The sequence below is a fragment of the Aeromonas schubertii genome, assembly GCF_000820105.1.
Taxonomy (GTDB): Bacteria; Pseudomonadota; Gammaproteobacteria; order Enterobacterales; family Aeromonadaceae; genus Aeromonas; species Aeromonas schubertii.
In genome coordinates this window covers 39761-57649 of sequence record NZ_CDDB01000088.1, presented here as the reverse complement: position 1 = coordinate 57649, position 17889 = coordinate 39761, and the positions used below count along the sequence as shown (strand labels likewise).

Annotated in this window: 17 protein-coding genes and 1 tRNA gene; 8 read left to right on the top strand and 10 right to left on the bottom strand. The window is 62.4% G+C overall.

The window, feature by feature from the left end:
- Positions 1-66 precede the first annotated feature (66 nt).
- From deoC to BN1133_RS17340, 4 genes are all read right to left on the bottom strand, one after another.
- The gene (gene deoC, locus BN1133_RS17355; RefSeq protein ID WP_050667711.1) at positions 67-840 is read right to left on the bottom strand and encodes a deoxyribose-phosphate aldolase; all 774 of its coding nucleotides are present in this window, start codon (positions 838-840) and stop codon (positions 67-69) included.
- A gap of 346 nt (positions 841-1186) precedes the next feature.
- On the bottom strand, positions 1187-1357 hold the full coding sequence (locus BN1133_RS17350) for a XapX domain-containing protein (protein WP_050667710.1): 171 nt from the start codon (positions 1355-1357) through the stop codon (positions 1187-1189).
- A 125-nt stretch (positions 1358-1482) separates the two neighbouring features.
- The gene (locus BN1133_RS17345) at positions 1483-2757 is read right to left on the bottom strand and encodes a NupC/NupG family nucleoside CNT transporter (protein ID WP_050667709.1); all 1275 of its coding nucleotides are present in this window, start codon (positions 2755-2757) and stop codon (positions 1483-1485) included.
- A 211-nt stretch (positions 2758-2968) separates the two neighbouring features.
- Positions 2969-3757, bottom strand: a complete 789-nt coding sequence (locus BN1133_RS17340; protein WP_050667708.1) for a TatD family hydrolase — start codon at positions 3755-3757, stop codon at positions 2969-2971.
- A 25-nt stretch (positions 3758-3782) separates the two neighbouring features.
- Between BN1133_RS17340 and BN1133_RS17335 the strand changes: the two genes are divergently transcribed.
- Positions 3783-4373 (top strand): prepilin-type N-terminal cleavage/methylation domain-containing protein, encoded by a 591-nt coding sequence (locus BN1133_RS17335; RefSeq protein WP_050667707.1) that lies wholly within the window; start codon positions 3783-3785, stop codon positions 4371-4373.
- Here BN1133_RS17335 and BN1133_RS20535 read toward each other — a convergent pair.
- The 4 genes from BN1133_RS20535 to BN1133_RS17320 all read right to left on the bottom strand — a co-directional run bounded on the left by BN1133_RS20535 (position 4363) and on the right by BN1133_RS17320 (position 6841).
- Positions 4363-4497, bottom strand: a complete 135-nt coding sequence (locus BN1133_RS20535; protein WP_256364881.1) for a hypothetical protein — start codon at positions 4495-4497, stop codon at positions 4363-4365. The two genes, BN1133_RS17335 and BN1133_RS20535, sit on opposite strands and share 11 nt — an antisense overlap.
- Positions 4497-5000: a GNAT family N-acetyltransferase gene (locus tag BN1133_RS17330; protein WP_050667706.1), complete on the bottom strand. Its 504-nt coding sequence runs from the start codon at positions 4998-5000 to the stop codon at positions 4497-4499. The genes BN1133_RS20535 and BN1133_RS17330 overlap by 1 nt, the downstream gene beginning before the upstream one ends.
- 62 nt (positions 5001-5062) lie before the next feature.
- On the bottom strand, positions 5063-6403 hold the full coding sequence (gene rlmD, locus BN1133_RS17325) for a 23S rRNA (uracil(1939)-C(5))-methyltransferase RlmD (RefSeq protein ID WP_050667705.1): 1341 nt from the start codon (positions 6401-6403) through the stop codon (positions 5063-5065).
- A gap of 353 nt (positions 6404-6756) precedes the next feature.
- A tRNA-Leu gene (locus tag BN1133_RS17320) sits at positions 6757-6841 on the bottom strand.
- Between the two features lie 140 nt (positions 6842-6981).
- On the opposite strand from BN1133_RS17320, the gene BN1133_RS17315 reads away from it, so the two are divergent.
- Positions 6982-7491 (top strand): RDD family protein, encoded by a 510-nt coding sequence (locus tag BN1133_RS17315; RefSeq protein ID WP_050667704.1) that lies wholly within the window; start codon positions 6982-6984, stop codon positions 7489-7491.
- A 41-nt stretch (positions 7492-7532) separates the two neighbouring features.
- Here BN1133_RS17315 and lptG read toward each other — a convergent pair whose 3' ends face one another.
- Together lptG and lptF are read right to left on the bottom strand one after the other, a co-directional pair.
- Entirely contained in the window at positions 7533-8603 is a 1071-nt protein-coding gene (gene lptG / locus BN1133_RS17310; RefSeq protein ID WP_050667703.1) for an LPS export ABC transporter permease LptG, read from the bottom strand.
- A gap of 17 nt (positions 8604-8620) precedes the next feature.
- Positions 8621-9736: an LPS export ABC transporter permease LptF gene (lptF, locus tag BN1133_RS17305; protein ID WP_050667702.1), complete on the bottom strand. Its 1116-nt coding sequence runs from the start codon at positions 9734-9736 to the stop codon at positions 8621-8623.
- A 171-nt stretch (positions 9737-9907) separates the two neighbouring features.
- Between lptF and pepA the strand changes: the two genes are divergently transcribed.
- From pepA to pbpG, 6 genes are all read left to right on the top strand, one after another.
- Positions 9908-11416: a leucyl aminopeptidase gene (gene pepA / locus BN1133_RS17300; RefSeq protein ID WP_050667701.1), complete on the top strand. Its 1509-nt coding sequence runs from the start codon at positions 9908-9910 to the stop codon at positions 11414-11416.
- Between the two features lie 81 nt (positions 11417-11497).
- Positions 11498-11917, top strand: a complete 420-nt coding sequence (locus BN1133_RS17295) for a DNA polymerase III subunit chi (RefSeq protein WP_050667700.1) — start codon at positions 11498-11500, stop codon at positions 11915-11917.
- A 39-nt stretch (positions 11918-11956) separates the two neighbouring features.
- Positions 11957-14809 carry a valine--tRNA ligase gene (locus BN1133_RS17290; RefSeq protein WP_050667699.1) on the top strand — a complete coding sequence of 951 codons (2853 nt, stop codon included), beginning with the start codon at positions 11957-11959 and terminating at the stop codon, positions 14807-14809.
- A gap of 164 nt (positions 14810-14973) precedes the next feature.
- On the top strand, positions 14974-16278 hold the full coding sequence (locus BN1133_RS17285; protein ID WP_050667698.1) for a hemolysin family protein: 1305 nt from the start codon (positions 14974-14976) through the stop codon (positions 16276-16278).
- A complete protein-coding gene (locus BN1133_RS17280) occupies positions 16278-16931 on the top strand; it encodes a DedA family protein (protein ID WP_050667721.1) in 654 nt (217 codons plus the stop codon). The genes BN1133_RS17285 and BN1133_RS17280 overlap by 1 nt, the downstream gene beginning before the upstream one ends.
- Before the next feature lie 167 nt (positions 16932-17098).
- Positions 17099-17878, top strand: a complete 780-nt coding sequence (pbpG, locus tag BN1133_RS17275) for a D-alanyl-D-alanine endopeptidase (protein ID WP_050667720.1) — start codon at positions 17099-17101, stop codon at positions 17876-17878.
- The last annotated feature ends 11 nt before the right edge of the window (positions 17879-17889 follow it).

The following is a 17889-nucleotide window of genomic DNA, read 5'->3' as shown; positions in this document are numbered from 1 at the left end:
CTGGCGCGCATGCAAGCCGAATAGAAGTCCTGATGTCGGGGCGGCAAGCCGCCCCGGCGATTGCGCTTAGTAGCCGCTGGTGTCCGCCGGCTTGTCGCCGTGGCCCAGGGTCGCCAGCAGGCTGGCCAACAGGCTGGAGGCACCGAAGCGGAAGGTGCGGGCGCTGACCCACTCCTTGCCCAGGATCTCTTCGGCCATGGCGAGGTACTGGCCGGCAACGGCCGCATCCTTGACACCACCGGCCGGCTTGAAGCCCACCTTGGGATCTTTGGCCTTGATCACTTCCATCATGATGCGGGCCGCTTCGGGGGTCGCGTTGACCGGCACCTTGCCGGTAGAGGTCTTGATGAAGTCGGCACCGGCGTCGATACAGATCTCGGAGGCGCGACGGATCAGCGCCTCTTCTTTCAGCTCACCGGTCTCGATGATCACCTTCAGCAGCACATCGGCGCCACAGGCTTCCTTACAGGCTTTGACCAGATCGAAGCCGATCTGTTCGTTGCCAGCCATGAAGGCGCGGTAGGGGAAGACCACGTCCACCTCGTCGGCACCGTAGGCCACGGCGGCACGGGTCTCGGCCACGGCGATCTCGATGTCGTCGTTACCGTGCGGGAAGTTGGTGACGGTGGCGATCTTCACCTGCTCGGCGCCGATCTCACGCAGGGTCTTGCGGGCGATGGGAATAAAACGGGGATAGATACAGACGGCGGCAGTCATGCCCGCCGGAGAGTTGGCCTTGCGGCACAGATCGATGACCTTCTGATCGGTGTCGTCATCGTTCAGGGTGGTCAGGTCCATCAGGTTCAGGGCACGCTGTGCCGCGATCTTCAGATCAGTCATCACATTCTCCACATATCAAGTCTTCGACACCGGTGGCGCAGTAAGCCGACCCGGAGTCAGGTTCAATGTTTACAGCAAAACTGCACAGGCAATCCGACTGCAAATAAGGCAATAGCCCCGTCACTTTCTTACAAAAGTGCGGACTTGGTTCCATGAAGACTTGAGACGGGATGACCCGAACCCAATCAATTCCATTTGACCGCCAACACCCGGATTCCACCGGATATTAGTCAATGTCAGCACCCTGCTGACACTGCCTATTTGAGCCGAGATACCCCTCTCATGCAAGCCAGTTCTCGCCATTTCCTGAGGTATCTCACATCTGCGAACCGCCTTGTCGTCGCGCTTACGAGAAGAAGCGCTCGATGATCCAGCCGTAGGCGATACCGCCGAGATAGACCCCGACAATCCCCATCACACCGGAGAGGACGGGAGGAGCCGGGATGGGCAACTTGAGGAAAGAAAACAACACACCAACAATGAATCCGGCCGCCATAGCCAGCAGTACTTCGTTCATAAAAACCTCCGATTGACTCTATTTTTATAAGTGTATTTAAGGAAAACGGTTGTCACCGATCCAAATGCGAACGCCACAGCAAAAGCTGTGGCGTTCGGCGTTGTGGACTCTGTCCAGACGCTATCTTACATGGCGGTGAGGGCCAGGAAGAAGCCTGCGATGGTAGCAGACATCAGGTTGGACAGGGAGCCTGCCAGCACGGCCTTCAGACCGAAGCGGGCGATATCACCGCGACGGTTCGGCGCCATGGAGCCCAGACCACCGAGCAGGATAGCCACGGAGGAGAGGTTGGCGAAGCCGCACAGGGCGAAGGAGATGATGGCCTTGGTGTGGTCAGACATGGCCACGCCGTTGATCAGCAACTCATCTTTCAGGTACGGGGCGAAGTTCAGGTAGGCCACGAACTCGTTGACCACCAGCTTCTGGCCGATGAAGGAACCGGCAACGGTCGCTTCGTTCCAGGGCACGCCGATCAGGAAGGCGAGCGGGGAGAAGAGCCAGCCCAGGATCATCTCGAGGGAGAGCTCGGGCATGCCGAACCAGCCACCCACGCCGGAGAAGAGGCCGTTGATCATGGCGATCAGACCGATGAAGGCGAGCAGCATGGCACCCACGTTCAGGGAGAGCTGCAGACCGGCGGAAGCACCGGCAGCGGCGGCGTCGATGACGTTGGCCGGCTTGTCGTCCAGCTCGCCGTCGGCGGAATCTTCGTTATAGGAGGGAGTCTGAGTCTCGGGGACGATCAGCTTGGCGAACAGCAGGCCACCCGGTGCAGCCATGAAGGAGGCAGCGATCAGGTACTCCATCTTGACGCCCATGGAGGCATAACCGGCCAGTACGGAGCCGGCAACGGAAGCCAGACCACCACACATGACGGCGAACAGCTCGGAGTCGGTCATCTTGCCGATGAAGGGACGCACCACCAGCGGCGCTTCGGTCTGACCCACGAAGATGTTGGCAGTGGCAGAGAGGGACTCGGTGCGGGAGGTGCCCAGCACCTTCTGCAGGCCGCCGCCCAGCAGCTTGATGATCCACTGCATGATGCCCAGGTAGTAGAGCACGGCAATCAGGGAGGAGAAGAAGATGATGACCGGCAGTACGCGGAAGGCAAACACGAAGCCACCGCCACCGAACACTTCAAACATCTTGCCGCTCACCAGGCCACCGAACAGGAACTCGATGCCCTTCTGACCGTAGTTGATGACGCTGGAAACGGCATCGGAAGCGCCGCCCAGGATATCTTTACCTACCGGAACATAGAGTACGAACGCACCCAGACCAGCCTGGATACCGAACGCACCCGCCACGGTACGAATGTTGATTGCCTTGCGATTGCTCGAGAAGAGCACCGCGATAAGGATGAGGGTTGCCATCCCCACCAGACCCATGATCAGACTCATTAGTTGTTTTCCTCTAGTAGCACCTTGCCGCTTGTTAACGAGTTGTGTGAAAAAACTCATCAATCAAGGCCGCGCATTATACTGAATGCGTCATGCCAAAGTAGAAGGCAGCTCACACTTTATGTGCGCGAAATTGGTATCATGGCGGATTTTTAGAACGAAAACGATTTTTGCGACTACTTCTTGGCTAGCTGTAAAAGTCCGGCGTTAGTCAATTGTTAAATAGTGTGTCGAGAGCCGGGAAAAGACGGCAGGTCGAGCGCCGTAACAGTTTGGCAACCTCAGATGGGTCTTCCCCCCTCAGTTCGGCCAGCACTGCCAGCACCTCGGGCAGATATTCGGGGCTGTTACGCACTCCCTGACGGCCACACAGGGGCATGTCAGGGGCATCCGTCTCCAGCACCAGCGCCTCCCATGGCAGGGCCGCCACCGCCTCCCGGGTCTTGTTGGCCCGCTCATAGGTAATCGTGCCGCCGATGCCGAGGCAAAACCCCAGTTCCCAAAAACGCTCGGCCTGATGGCGCGAGCCGGAGAAGGCGTGGATCACCCCGCCGGCCTGGGGCCGATAGCGTCTGAGCAGTCCGGCAACCGTGTCGTTGGCCCTGACCGAATGCACCAGTAGCGGCAGCCCTGTCTCGCCGGCGAGGCGAAGCTGCCCCTCGAACAGGGTCAACTGCCCCTCCTGCTCAACCTGACTGCGCCCATCCAGACCACACTCACCGATGGCCACCAGGCCGGGAGATGGCGCGGCCAACCGCTGCGCCAACCGGGTCAGGGCCGAGGGGGAGTGGCTTGCCGCCCAGAGCGGGTGAATACCGAGGGCATAGAAGCGCCCCTGTGCGGGATCGGCAAGCGCACTCACCGCCGCCCAGTTTTCCTCCCCCGTGGCGGGAATGATAAACTGACTGACACCGAGCCCACGGGCACGCGCCAATAGCGCCTCCCGATCGCCGTCAAAAGTGCTTGCGTCCAGATGGCAGTGGGTATCGATCAACATGATTCACCTTGTTTCAGGAGTCCGCAGTATGAAGCACACCATGGAGGCCAACCGGGGCTTTACCCTGATCGAGCTGGTGCTGGTGATCATTGTACTCGGGATCCTGGCCGTCACCGCCCTGCCCAAGTTCATCAATCTCAAGGATGACGCCCTCAAGGGGTCGGTACAGGGCACCGCCTCCGCCTTTGCCGGCGGTGTGCAACTGGCCAACGCCGGCTGGCAGGTGCGGGCCCAGGGCAATCCCCTCTACAACCTCGGCAGCATGGGCAAGCAGGATCTCGATATCAATCGCCACGGCTGGCCGGTGGGAACCAAGGAAGATCAGGGGGGACAGGGAGTCGATGCTATCTTCCCCGGCGGTGAGAGCGATCAGATCTCGGTCAGCAGCCCGGACGACTGCGAAAGCCTCTTCACCGGCCTGCTCGACACGGATCAGAGCGTGGCTGACGAGCGCATCAGCGACTCCCAAAGCGACTATATCTCCTATATCGATCGCAGCGACGGCCAATCCGATGGCAACGGCCTGCGTCACGACAACTGCCGCTACCGGCTGCGCCGCGATACCACCCTGGGCTTTGACTACAACAGCCTGACCGGGGCCGTCAGCCTCACTTTTTGACCTCGCGATCGGCCTTCGCCTCGTGGCGCTGCGGCACGCAGCAGCGCCGGTTCTCGGGGGTCAGCCCCCAACGGGCGCACCAGGCGTCGTAGCGAGCCAGCCAGCGTTTCAACATGAGCAACATCAGCGTACCTCCAGCAGCAGTCCCATGGTGATCTCGTCCACCCATTCGTCACCGACGCGATAGGCGTGACGCCGCCGCCCCTCCTCCACGAAACCGCACTTGCCATAGAGGGCATGGGCCACCTGGTTATCGGCCATCACTCCCAGCTCGAGGCGGTGGATGCCGAGGTGCGGCGCCTCCTCGATGAGGGTACGCAGCAGCGCCTCCCCCTGCCCCTGGCCACGAGCAACCCGGCGCAGCCCCATCACCACCAGGGCGCAATGGCGGTTACGGGCCAGGCCGCCGCCAATCAGCACGGCAAAGCCCTGCACCTCCAGGCCTTGCACCAGCAGCCACATGGCCTGGTTGGGGGCCGCCGTCATGGCCTCGAGACGCTGACGCTGAATGGCCACATCCGAGGGGCGCTCCCCTGCTTCATAGAGCATGAAGCGCGTCTCGGCATCGAGGGCGCGAAAGAAGGCATCGAGCGCCGCCGCATCATCCGGCACGGCCAGTCGAATCATCCCAGTCTCCCATGAAAAAGGCTTCCCGAAGGAAGCCTTTATGACACGATGCCAGAGCCCGCTCAAGCCCGGCGCAGGCGCGCTACCGCCTCCACGTGCAGGGTATGGGGGAACATATCCACCGGCTGCACCGCCTCCAGCACGAAACCGCGAGCGGTCAGCCAGGCCAGATCCCGCGCCAGGCTCTGGGGGTTGCAGGAGACATAGACCAGCCGCTCCGGCGCCATGGCGACCAGGGTCTCGAGCAGCGCCTTGTCACACCCCTTGCGTGGCGGATCGACCACCACCACATCGGCGCGCTCGCCGGCACGATAGAGCTCGGCCACCTTCTCCTCGGCCTTGCCCACATGAAACTCCGCATGCCCGATGCCGTTGCGCTCGGCATTGCGGCGGGCATCCTCAATGGCCTCGGGAACCAGCTCGATGCCGATCACCCGGGCCGCCTGGCGGGCCAGGAAGAGAGAGATGGTGCCGATGCCGCAGTAGAGATCGAACACGGTCTCGCTACCGGTCAGGGCGGCAAACTCCAGCGCCTTGCCATAGAGAGTGTCGGTCTGCACCGGGTTGACCTGATAGAAGGAGAGGGGCGAGATGACGAACTCGAGATCGTGCAGACGATCCGTGATGATCCCCTCCCCGCTCAACACCCGGTTGCTCGGCCCCAGCACCCGGTTACCCGGCTCGGCGTGAATATTGTGTACCAGGGTAGTAATGGGCAGCCCCTCGAGGGCGGCCAGCAACTCGGCCTCGGCGGGCAGGGTCTCGGTGCGGGTCACCAGCACCAGCATCCACTCTCCGCTGGCGAATCCCTTGCGGGTCATCACATGGCGCAGATCCCCCTCGTGGTTCGCCTCATCGTAGGGGCGAACCTGATGCTCGCGCATCCAGCGACGCAGGCGTGCCAGCAGCTCCCCATGCAGGGGATCTTGTACCGCACAGTCATCGCAGGCGACCAGGGTATGGGAGTGCTTGCGATAGAAGCCGATCTCGGCCCCCTCGGCGCCGGCACGCACCGCAAACTGCGCCTTGTTACGCCAGGCGAAGGGGTCCGTCATGCCGAGCACCGGCGCCACCGCCGTGGTGAGTCCCTGCCTGGTCAGGGCGGCACGCACCAGCTCACGCTTGGCCTCGAGCTGGGCCGGATAGGCCAGGGGGCGAACCTGGCAACCACCGCACTCGGTGTGGGGGCAAAAGTCGGGCACCCGGTCCGGGCTCGCGGTCACCACCTGTTCGAGGCGACCGTGCATATAGTTGGGCTTGACCAGGGTGAGGGCGATCTCCACCTCTTCACCGGGCAGGGCCCCCTCCACGTAGACGGGGATCCCCTCGGCACGGCCGACGCCATCCCCCTTGTCGGTCAACTCGAGGATCTGGATGCGGCACTGCTCTCCGACTGAGGACATGGTGATCTCCACTGGCTTGCTGGGGTTTATAAAAAAGGTGGCAGAGTGTAGCGGGAAGGGGGCACAGTCACAATCCCCGAACGCCGGCTGGCAAAGTGTGACCAGACTCCCAAGCCTGTGGCCAGGCCTGAATATACGCTGCCGCATAGGATGCAAAGAGTTCGTCCTCGGCAGGGTTTCGCCCTTCAGGCGTGGGCGAAACCCCGCGTAGCGGCAATCCTGCAGGGATTGGGATGCCTAGCCATGGGCATGCGGGAAACGGGAAACGGGAAACGGGAAACGGGAAACGGGAAACGGGGGAGTATCCCCAAAAAGCAACAAGGCCACTCGAATGAGTGGCCTTGTCAGGAATGTGGTGCCCGGGGTCGGACTCGAACCGACACGGTTTTACCCGGCGGATTTTGAATCCGCTGCGTCTACCGATTTCGCCACCCGGGCAGTGGGAGCGATTATACGAATGGCTCTGGGGCAGGCAAGCTCTTTTTCTGTCATCCCTCGGTGATTGTCCAATTATTCAACACCTTGCCGACCCTCATCACACTCCCTACAATGCCCCGGACTCTCAGGAAGGAACCCTCATGGCCAAACGTAACCCCCCCAAGACCCCAACCCCGACTCCCAGCCACCCGCAAGCCTCCTTTTGGCGCAGGATGGGTGCCTGGCTCTACGACAGCCTGGTCGTCCTCTCTTTGCTGATCATCGGTGGCTTTATCGGCTTCGGTGTGGCACATCTGGCGCTGATGTTTGGCTGGGCCCGGCTCGCCGAGGGGCAAGAGGTGGCCGACCTCCTCTCTCACAGCCTGCTCTATACCGCCTGGCTGGCCGCCATCATCCTCGGCTTCTACAGCTGGTTCTGGGTACGTGGCGGTCAGACCATCGGCATGCGTGCCTGGCGCCTGCGCATCCAGAACAAGGATGGCAGCCCCATTCGCTTCACCCAGGCGCTGATCCGGTTGGCAACCGCGGCCTTCGGCCTCGGCAACCTGATGGCCCTCTTCAGCCCCCGCGCCTTCCAGGATATCTGGGCCGAGTGTGAGGTGATCGTATTAAGCAAGGAAGAGAACCAAGCCCTGCTCGATCGGGATTAAGCCATAGACGAAGGGCACCCTGCGGTGCCCTTTTTGTTGTCTCAGCGCTTGCGGCTCAGTATGTAGAGCGCCCCGCCGCCAAACAGCAGACTGGGTGCGATGGCCCCTATGATGGGCGGCACCGAGTAAACCAGGCTGACCGGCCCGAACAGGCGATCGCTCACATAGACCAGGAAGCCGGTGATGATCCCCATCAGCATGCGCGCCCCCATGCTCACCGAGCGCAGGGGCCCGAAGATAAAGGAGGAGGCAAGCAGGATCATGGCCACCACAGAGAGGGGTGACAGCACCTTGCGCCACATCTCCAGCAGATAACGTCCCGCATCCTGCTGGTTTGCCTTGAGATAACCGATATAGTCCATCAAACCGCCCACCGAGAGGTTCTCGGGATCGATACTCACCACCCCCAGCTCCTTGGGCGTCAGCTCGGACTGCCACTCCATCAGGGCACTGCTCTCCCTGGTGATGCGGGCCGGGTTGTCGAAGCGGGTGATCGCCACCGATTTGAGTTCCCAATGGCGCTGAACAAACTGCCCCTCCTGAGCCTGTACCACCTCGATCAGCTTGCGCTCACCGTTGAAGCGGTAGAGGGTGATGCCGGTCAGGGAGCCGTCATTACGAACCCCGGAGATGTTGACATAGTCGCTGCCATCCCGGGCCCACACCCCATAGGCGGAGAGGGTGAGACGCCCCTCCGACATGGCGCTCGCCTTGATGTCGCCGGCGGCACGCTTGGCGATGGGGGCCACATATTCTCCCACCAGGGTCACCACCAACATCAGGGGGATAGCCGTCTTGAGCGCCGCCATCACTATGCTGAGCCGGGAGCGACCGGCCGCCTGCATCACCACCAGCTCGGAGCTGGTCGCCAGCTGCCCCAGGCCGATGAGACCGCCGAGCAGGGCCGCCAGAGGGAAGAACATGACCGCCTCCTTGGGCATGGAGAGGATCACGAAGTAGAAGGCCTTGACCAGGGTGTAGTCCCCATCCCCCACCGCCTTGAGCTGCTCCACATACTTGATGAGGGCAGCCAGCCCCACCAGGGTCAACTCGGCGAGCAGGATCGACATGAAGATAACCCGGCCTATATACCTATCGATAATGCCAAACATTCAATACCTCGGAATCATCAGGCCTTGGCCCGTTGCAACCACTTCACCTTGGTGCGGTTCCACCACGCCGTCCCCTGCAGATTGAGGGGCAGGCCGATAAACAGCAGGTAGGCGAGCGGGATGAGGAACATGCCCGGCCAATGGGGCAGGCTGCCGCTGGCGATGGCCGAGCGCCCGGCACTGAGCAGCAGGAAGTAGGAGAGATAGAGCAGGATCGACGGCAGCAGCTTGGCATAGCGCCCCTGACGCGGGTTGACCCGGGCCAGGGGCACCACCAGAAAGGTGAGTACCGGGATGGAGAGGGGCAGGGAGAGGCGCCACTGCAGCTCGGCCATCAGCTCGTTATCCAGATCGCCACGCAGCAGCTCGTCGGTCGACTTGGCGCTCGACTTGCGCTGGGAGGTCTCGAGATCCCGCTGGCGGATCACCACCCCGTAGCTGCCGAAATCGGAGATACGAAACGCCTTGCCACTGAAATTCCCCTCATAGCGGGTCCCATCCTTGAGGGTCAGCCACTGCAGCCCCTCCTTGTCGATGGTGATCTCCCCCGTATCGGCCACCACCAGGGAGGGAGGCGTGCTCCCCTCCCCGTGTTGCAGCAGGAAGACCTTGCCGAGCTCGGTGCCGCGACCGTTGAGCTCCTGGATGTAGGCCACCGAACGCCCCTTGTCGAGCTCGAGGAAGCGACCCTCCTGGAGCAGGGAAACACCGGGATCGGACTTGAACTGGTCCATCACCTGGTACTCGCGCTCCTTGGCGTAGGGGGCGACCCAGAGGGTGTTGGCCACGGCCACCAGGGCGGTCACCAGGGCCAGGATCATGGCATTGCGCATCACGAAGCGATGGCTGAACCCCACCGCATGCATCACGGTCAGCTCGCTTTCGGCATAGAAGCGGCCATGGGCAAACAGAATGGCGAGAAACAGGCTGATGGGCAGCATCAGCAGCGCCATGTTGGGCAGGTTGAGCCAAAGCAGTGTCGATACCAGCTGGGTGGGCACACTCCCCTCGGCGGCATCGGAGATGATCTTGATGAACTGCTGGCTGACGAAGATCAGCAGCAGCACGAACAGCACGGCGAGCTGCGTCTTGAGCGTCTCTTTGAACAGATATCGGAATACGATCACACTCATTCCCACGTAAACTTGTGTTTTTGGTCGAATGGCTGAAAAATAGGACTCTAGTATATATTTTTGCCTATTTAGACAGCGGGGCACGGGCTGTAAAGCTCCGCCTGTTCGACCCCAGTAAGCCCCCCATTATTCATGAAAAGGGGGGGCTTGTCTTTAGATGTAGGAGATTGCATGGAGTTCAGTGTAAAGAGTGGCAGTCCCGAGAAACAGCGCAGCGCCTGCGTTGTGGTGGGTGTCTTCGAGCCGCGTCGCCTCTCTCCGGTTGCCGAGCAACTGGACAAGATCAGCGACGGCTACATCAGCTCGTTGCTGCGCCGGGGTGATCTGGAAGGGAAACCGGGTCAGATGCTGCTGCTGCACCAGGTACCGGGCGTCCTGAGCGAACGGGTACTGCTGGTGGGCTGCGGCAAGGAGCGTGAACTCGACGAGCGCCAGTACAAGCAGATCATCAACAAGACCATCACCACCCTCAACGAAACCGGCTCCATGGAGGCGGTCTGCTTCCTGACCGAGCTGCACGTCAAGGGGCGCGATACCTACTGGAAGGTGCGTCAGGCGGTCGAGGCCACCAAGGGCGGTCTCTACACCTTCGATCAGTTCAAGACCAACAAGGCCGAGCCGCGCCGCCCCCTGCGCAAGCTGGTGTTCAACGTGCCGACCCGCCGCGAGCTGTCGGTGGGTGAGAAGGCGATCGCCCACGGTCTGGCCGTGGCCCGTGGCACCAAGGTGTGCCGCGACGTGGCCAACATGCCGCCCAACGTCTGCAACCCGGCTTACCTGGCCTCCCAGGCACGCCGCCTGGCCGACGCCTACGCCAACATCAGCACCAAGGTGATCGGTGAGCAGGAGATGGCCGAGCTCGGCATGAACTCCTACCTGGCGGTGGCCCGTGGCTCCGAAAACGAGGCCATGATGGCTCTCATCGAGTACAAGGGTCACCCGGATGCCAAGCCCATCGTGCTGGTCGGCAAGGGTCTCACCTTCGACTCGGGCGGTATCTCTATCAAGCCGGCCGACGGCATGGACGAGATGAAGTACGACATGGGGGGCGCCGCCGCCGTGCTCGGAACCATGCACGCCCTGGCCGAGCTGCAACTGCCGATCAACGTCATCGGCGTGCTGGCCGGTTGCGAGAACATGCCCGGTGGCAACGCCTACCGCCCCGGTGACATCCTCACCTCCATGTCAGGTCAGACCATCGAAGTGCTCAACACCGATGCGGAAGGCCGTCTGGTACTGTGCGATGCCCTCACCTATGTGGATCGCTTCGAGCCGGAGACGGTGATCGACGTAGCCACCCTGACCGGTGCCTGCATCATCGCCCTGGGCCACCACACCTCGGGCCTCTTGGCCAACCACAACCCGCTCGCCACCGAACTGCTCAACGCCTCCGAGCAGGCCGGCGATCGCGCCTGGCGCCTGCCCCTGTTCGACGAGTACCAGGAGCAGCTGGAGAGCCCGTTCGCCGACATGGCCAACATAGGTGGCCGTCCGGCCGGCACCATCACGGCGGCCGCCTTCCTGTCACGCTTCACCAAGAAGTACAACTGGGCGCACCTGGATATCGCCGGAACCGCCTGGAAGAGCGGCAAGGAGAAGGGCTCCACCGGTCGTCCGGTGCCGCTGCTGACCCAGTTCCTGCTGAACCGGGCCGGCGTGGATATCGAAGTCAAGGATTGATGAGTCGCGAGTGACTCACCCCAGTGCAAGGAAGAGGCGCCCCCTCTTCCTTGTTTTATTAGATGGCCAGTGGAGAGCGGCATGAGCCAAGTGACCTTCTATCTGATGCAGGATGACGACCGGGAAGCCCTGGTCTGCCAGCTGGTGGCTGACTACTGGCGCGACGGCCACGTCTATTGCCTCTGTCGCGATCAGGAACAGGCCCTGCGCCTGGACGAGCGTCTCTGGCAACTGCCGGCCGATCGTTTCGTGCCCCACCAGTTGCAGGAGGAGAGCGGCCAGGCCCAGGTCGAGATCGGCCACCTGCCCCCGCGCCGCCGCTACGCCCGGCTGATTAACCTGACCGACGACACACCTTTGTTTGCAGGAGAGTTCGCTCAAGTGGTAGATTTTGTCCCCACTAACGAGAGCGACAAGCAGCAGGCCCGCGAACGCTACAAGGCCTATCGTCAGGCGGGGCATATGCTCGAGACGCTCGAGCCCCCGTCTGCCGCCTCCTGACTGCCACCCCTTTTAGATTCTTCGGAAAACAGCGACACCATGGAAAAGACCTTCAACCACAACGCCATCGAGCAGGCGCTCTATCAGCACTGGGAGTCCCAGGGTTACTTCAAGCCCCACGGCGACACCAGCCAGGAATCCTTCTGCATCATGATTCCGCCGCCGAACGTCACCGGCAGCCTGCACATGGGTCACGCCTTCCAGCAGACCCTGATGGACACCCTGATCCGCTACAACCGCATGCAGGGCAAGAACACCCTGTGGCAGTCCGGTACCGACCACGCCGGTATCGCCACCCAGATGGTGGTGGAGCGCAAGATCGCCGCCGAAGAGGGCAAGAGCCGCCACGACTACGGCCGTGACGCCTTCATCGACAAGATTTGGCAGTGGAAGGAAGAGTCTGGCGGCACCATCACCCGTCAGATGCGTCGCCTCGGCGACTCCGTGGATTGGGAGCGCGAGCGTTTCACCATGGATCCGGGCCTCTCCAGGGCGGTGCAGGAAGTGTTCGTGCGCCTCTACCAAGATGGCCTGATGTACCGCGGCAAGCGCCTGGTGAACTGGGATCCCAAGCTCGGCACCGCCATCTCCGATCTGGAAGTGGAAAACAAGGAAGTGAAGGGCCACATGTGGCACCTGCGCTACCCGCTCGCCAACGGCGCCAAGACCGCCGATGGCCAGGATCACCTGATCGTCGCCACCACTCGTCCGGAAACCATGCTGGGTGACACCGCGGTCGCCGTGAACCCGGAAGACCCCCGTTACCAGGCGCTGATCGGCCAGCACATCCTGTTGCCGCTGGTGAACCGCCTGATCCCCATCGTCGCCGACGAGCACGCCGACATGGAGAAGGGCACCGGCTGTGTGAAGATCACCCCAGCCCACGACTTCAACGATAACCAGGTCGGCAAGCGCCACAGCCTGCCGATGATCAACATCTTTACCCTGGACGCCCACGTGCGTGCCATCGCCGAGGTGTTCGACAGCGAGGGCAACGTCTGTGACGCCTACGACGGCGCCCTGCCGGGCGAGTTCGCCGGCCTCGAGCGCTTCGCTGCCCGCAAGGCCATCGTGGCCAAGCTCGACGAGCTGGGTCTGCTGGCAGAAATCAAGGATCACGTGCTGCAACAGCCCTACGGCGATCGCGGTGGCGTGCCCATCGAGCCGATGCTGACCGACCAGTGGTACGTGCGCGTCGCCCCCCTGGCCAAAGACGCCATCGCCGCCGTGGAAGATGGCCGCATCCAGTTCGTGCCCAAGCAATACGAGAACATGTACTTCTCCTGGATGCGCGACATTCAGGACTGGTGCGTCTCCCGTCAGCTGTGGTGGGGTCACCGCATCCCGGCCTGGTATGACGAATCCGGCAACGTCTACGTTGGCCGCAGCGAGGACGAAGTGCGCGCCAAGCACAGCATCCCGGCGGTGACCGTGCTGCGCCAGGACGAGGACGTGCTCGACACCTGGTTCAGCTCCGCCCTGTGGACCTTCTCCACCCTGGGCTGGCCGGAGAAGACCGATGCCCTCAAGACCTTCCACCCGACCGACGTGCTGATGAGCGGCTTCGACATCATCTTCTTCTGGATCGCCCGGATGATCATGATGACCATGTACTTCATCAAGGACGACGACGGCCAGCCGCAAGTGCCGTTCAAGACCGTCTACATCACTGGCCTCATCCGCGACGAGGAAGGCCAGAAGATGTCCAAGTCCAAGGGCAACGTGCTCGATCCCCTCGACATGATCGACGGCATCTCCCTGGAAGATCTGCTGGAGAAGCGTACCGGCAACATGATGCAGCCGCAGATGGCCGAGAAGATCGGCAAGCGTACCGCCAAGCAGTTCCCGGAAGGGATCGAGGCCCACGGCACCGACGCCCTGCGCTTCACCCTGGCGGCACTGGCCTCTACCGGTCGCGACATCAACTGGGACATGAAGCGCCTGGATGGTTATCGCAACTTCTGCAACAAGCTGTGGAACGCGTCGCGCTACGTGCTGATGAACACCGAGGATCAGGACTGCGGCCTGAATGGCGGCGAGATGCAGTTCAGCCTGGCGGATCGCTGGATCCAGTCCCAGCTGCAGCTGGCCGTGCGCGATTTCCGCACCGCACTGGATACCTACCGCTTCGACATGGCCGCCGGTGTACTCTATGAGTTCATCTGGAACCAGTTCTGCGACTGGTACCTGGAGCTGACCAAGCCGGTACTGTGGAACGGCTCCGAGGCCGAGCAACGCGCCACCCGTCACACCCTCGTCAACGTGCTCGAGACCCTGCTGCGTCTGGCCCACCCGATCATTCCGTTCATCACCGAGACCATCTGGAAGTCGGTGGCCCCGCTGGCCGGCATCCAGGCCGACACCATCATGGTGCAAGCCTTCCCGGCGTTCGACGCCGCCAAGGTGGACGACGCCGCCCTGGCTGACCAGGAGTGGGTCAAGGAGTTCATCGTCGGCATTCGCAACATCCGCGCCGAGATGAACGTGGCCCCGAGCGTACCGCTCGAGGTCCTGCTGGTCTGCAACGCCGTGGATGCCCGGCGTGCCGCCGACAACGAGACCTTCCTCAAGACCCTGGCCAAGCTCGCCTCCATCCGCGTGCTGGCCGAGGGCGAGGCTGCGCCCCTGTCGGTCAAGAAGCTGGTGGGTGACACCGAGCTGCTGATCCCCATGGCCGGCCTCATCGACAAGGAGGCCGAGCTGACCCGCCTGGCCAAGGAGATCGCCAAGCTCGCCGGCGAGTGCGGCCGCATCGAAGGTAAACTCGGCAACGAGGGCTTCGTCGCCAAGGCCCCCGAGGCGGTCATCGCCAAGGAGCGCGAGAAGCTGGCCGACTACCGCAGCCAGCTGGTCAAGCTGGAAGCCCAGCAGGCGGAAATCGCCGCCCTGTAACACGGTCGACCGAGAGCCCCCTCACCCGAGGGGGCTTTTCATTTGCGGTACAGGATCACAGTTCCAAGATGGTGCCTTGCCCGGCGGGGCAGGTTTTACAAGCGCAATCTCCCCAAATTCATTAGAATGCCAACGCGCTTCGATACAGGAATTGTCACATCCCTATGGAATTATTGATCCTCATCGGATTGATCCTGCTCAACGGCCTCTTCGCCATGTCAGAAATCGCCATCGTCACCGCCCGCAAGGCCCGCCTCGCCCGGCTGGCCGACGAGGGGAGCGGCGGTGCCCGGATCGCCCTGCGCCTGGCTGAAGATCCCACCAACTTCCTCTCTGCGGTGCAGATCGGCATCACCAGCATAGGGCTGCTCAACGGTATCTACGGGGAGTCCGTGCTGGCCAAGCCGCTCGCACTCTGGCTCACCGAGCTGGGCATGGGTGAGCGCGCCAGCGCCATGGTCGCGACCGTCTTCGTGGTGGTGGTGGTGACCTATCTCTCCATCGTCATCGGCGAGCTGGTACCGAAACGGATCGGCCAGATCAGCGCCGAGCGCATCGCCTGTCTGGTGGCCCGCCCCATGCTGGGGCTGGCCATGCTGACCCGCCCCTTCGTCTGGCTGCTGTCGGCATCGACCCACACCACCCTGAGCCTGCTGCGGGTACGCCAGGATGGCGCCAACAACGTCACCGAGGAGGAGATCCACGCCATGCTGGTGGAGGGCTCCGAGGCCGGAGTCATCGAGGATGAGGAGCATCGCATGCTGCGCAACGTCTTCCGCCTCGACGAACGTACCCTCTCCTCACTCATGGTGCCGCGCAGCGACATTCACTTCCTCGACCTGGAGCAGCCTCTCGAGGAGAACCTGCGCCGCATGACCGCCGAGCAGCACAGCTACTACCCGGTGTGTGAGGGTTCCCTCTCCAACGTGGTGGGGATACTGCACGCCACCCGTGTGCTCGATGCCTTCGTACAGGGCAGGCCCATCGAACTGCGGGCCATGGTGCAGCAGGGCAGCCTGCTGCCGGAGACCCTGCACGGCTTCGAGCTGCTGAACCACTTTCGCACCCACTCCGAGCCCCTGGCCCTGGTGGTCGACGAATACGGTGAGCTGCAGGGGCTGGTAACCCAGCGCGATCTGCTGGAGGCGCTGGCCGGTGATTTCCCCGACAACGCCAGCGATGAAAACTGGGCGGTGCAGCGTGGCGATGGCAGCCTGCTGCTCGACGGACTGATTCCGCTGCCCGAACTCAAAGACAGTCTCTCCCTCTCCCGCCTGCCGGAAGAGGAGAAACACCACTACCATACCCTTAGCGGTTTGATCATGTTTCTGCTTGGCCGAATTCCCCGGACCGGGGAGGTGCTGAATCTGGAGCAATGGCAACTGGAGATCGTCGATATGGATGGCCTGCGCATCGACAAGGTGCTGGCGACCCGACGCTCGGAACCTACGGAGCAGTCACTGCCATGATGGAGCAGTTCTCGCATCTGATTCATGCCTTCATGAATCTCGACCTGGTCGCCCTGTCCGACCCCAAGCTGGCCACCATGCTCTGCGTGGTGCTGGCCCTCTTCATGATTCTGGAGAACGGCTTTTTACCCACCGCGTTTCTGCCCGGTGACAGCCTGCTGGTGCTGACCGGGGTGCTGATCTTCCAGGGGGTGGTCTCCTGGGCCGTGCTCCCCATGCTGATCGCCTGCTCCTTCTTCGGGACCTGGCTCGGCTACATGCAGGGGCGCTTCTTCGGCCACACCCAGATGTTCCACCGGCTGCTCTCCCATATCGACAAGCCACACCAGGAGAAGGCCTACTACCTGCTCAACAAGTACGGCATCCTGACCCTGATCACGGCGCGCTACATCGCCTTCGTGCGTACCGTCTACCCTTGCATCGTCGGTGCCGCCGAGATCCCCCAGGGGCGCTTCCTCATCATCAACCTCGTCAGCGCCATCATGTGGTGCACCCCCCTGGTCGGCTTTGGCTATTACATCAGCCACACCAAGCTGGCCGAGACCTATCAGGATCAGTTCCTCAGCTTCATTCTCTACCTGCCACTGGCCCTGCTGGTGCTGGGGCTGGGAGCCATCATCTGGCGCCAAATCCGCAAGCGTCAGGGCAAGTGATCCCCCGCGCCGGCAGCCTTGAAAAAAAGGTGCCGGCGCTCTTGTTTTCCCCCGGCAAAAATGAGTGAATCTAGCCCCTTTTCGGCCCCCCTTTTCCCGGCCCAGGAGTCATTGCTGTGTTCACTCTGCGTCTGGCACGCCCGCTCGGTGTGCTCCTCTCCACTCTTCTGCTGGCCCCGACCCTGTGGGCCAAACCGGCCACCGATCCCGGTATCAAGTCAGGCAATGCTCTGGTGATGGACGCCCGCAGTGGCGCCGTGCTCTATCAAAAGAACCCCAACCAGGCTCGCCCCATCGCCTCTCTCACCAAGTTGATGACGGCCCTGGTGGTGCTCGACGCCAGACAGGATCTCGACCAGCTGTTGACCATCGACGAGAACGACAGGGACAGGGTCAAGAGCACCCACTCACGGGTACGAATGGGCACCAAGGTGAGTCGCCGCGACGCCCTGCATCTGGCCCTGATGTCGTCGGAGAACCGCATGGCCTCGGCCCTTGCCCGCCACTACCCGGGCGGCCGCACCGCCTTTGTGCGCGCCATGAACAGCAAGGCCCGCCAGCTGGGCATGTTCCACACCCACTTCTACGACTCAACCGGCCTCTCTACCCGCAACGTCGCCACCGCCCGGGACCTGGCCAAGCTGGTAACCGCCGCCTACCGCCAGCCCCTGATCCGCCAATTTACCCAGGATGAGGATCAGGAGATGCGCTTTGCCAAGCCGGCCTACAGCCTGATGTTCAACAACACCAATCCCCTGGTGAAGAACAACGACTGGGATGTGCGCCTCTCCAAGACCGGCTACACCAATGAGGCGGGGCGCTGCCTGGTGATGCGTGCCAAACCCGATGCCCGCGAGCTCACCATAGTGCTGCTCAATGCCCAGGGGAAGCTGACCCCGGTCGGGGACGCCAACCGCATCCGCAAGTGGCTCAAGAGCCAGGGATGAGCCAATGAGAA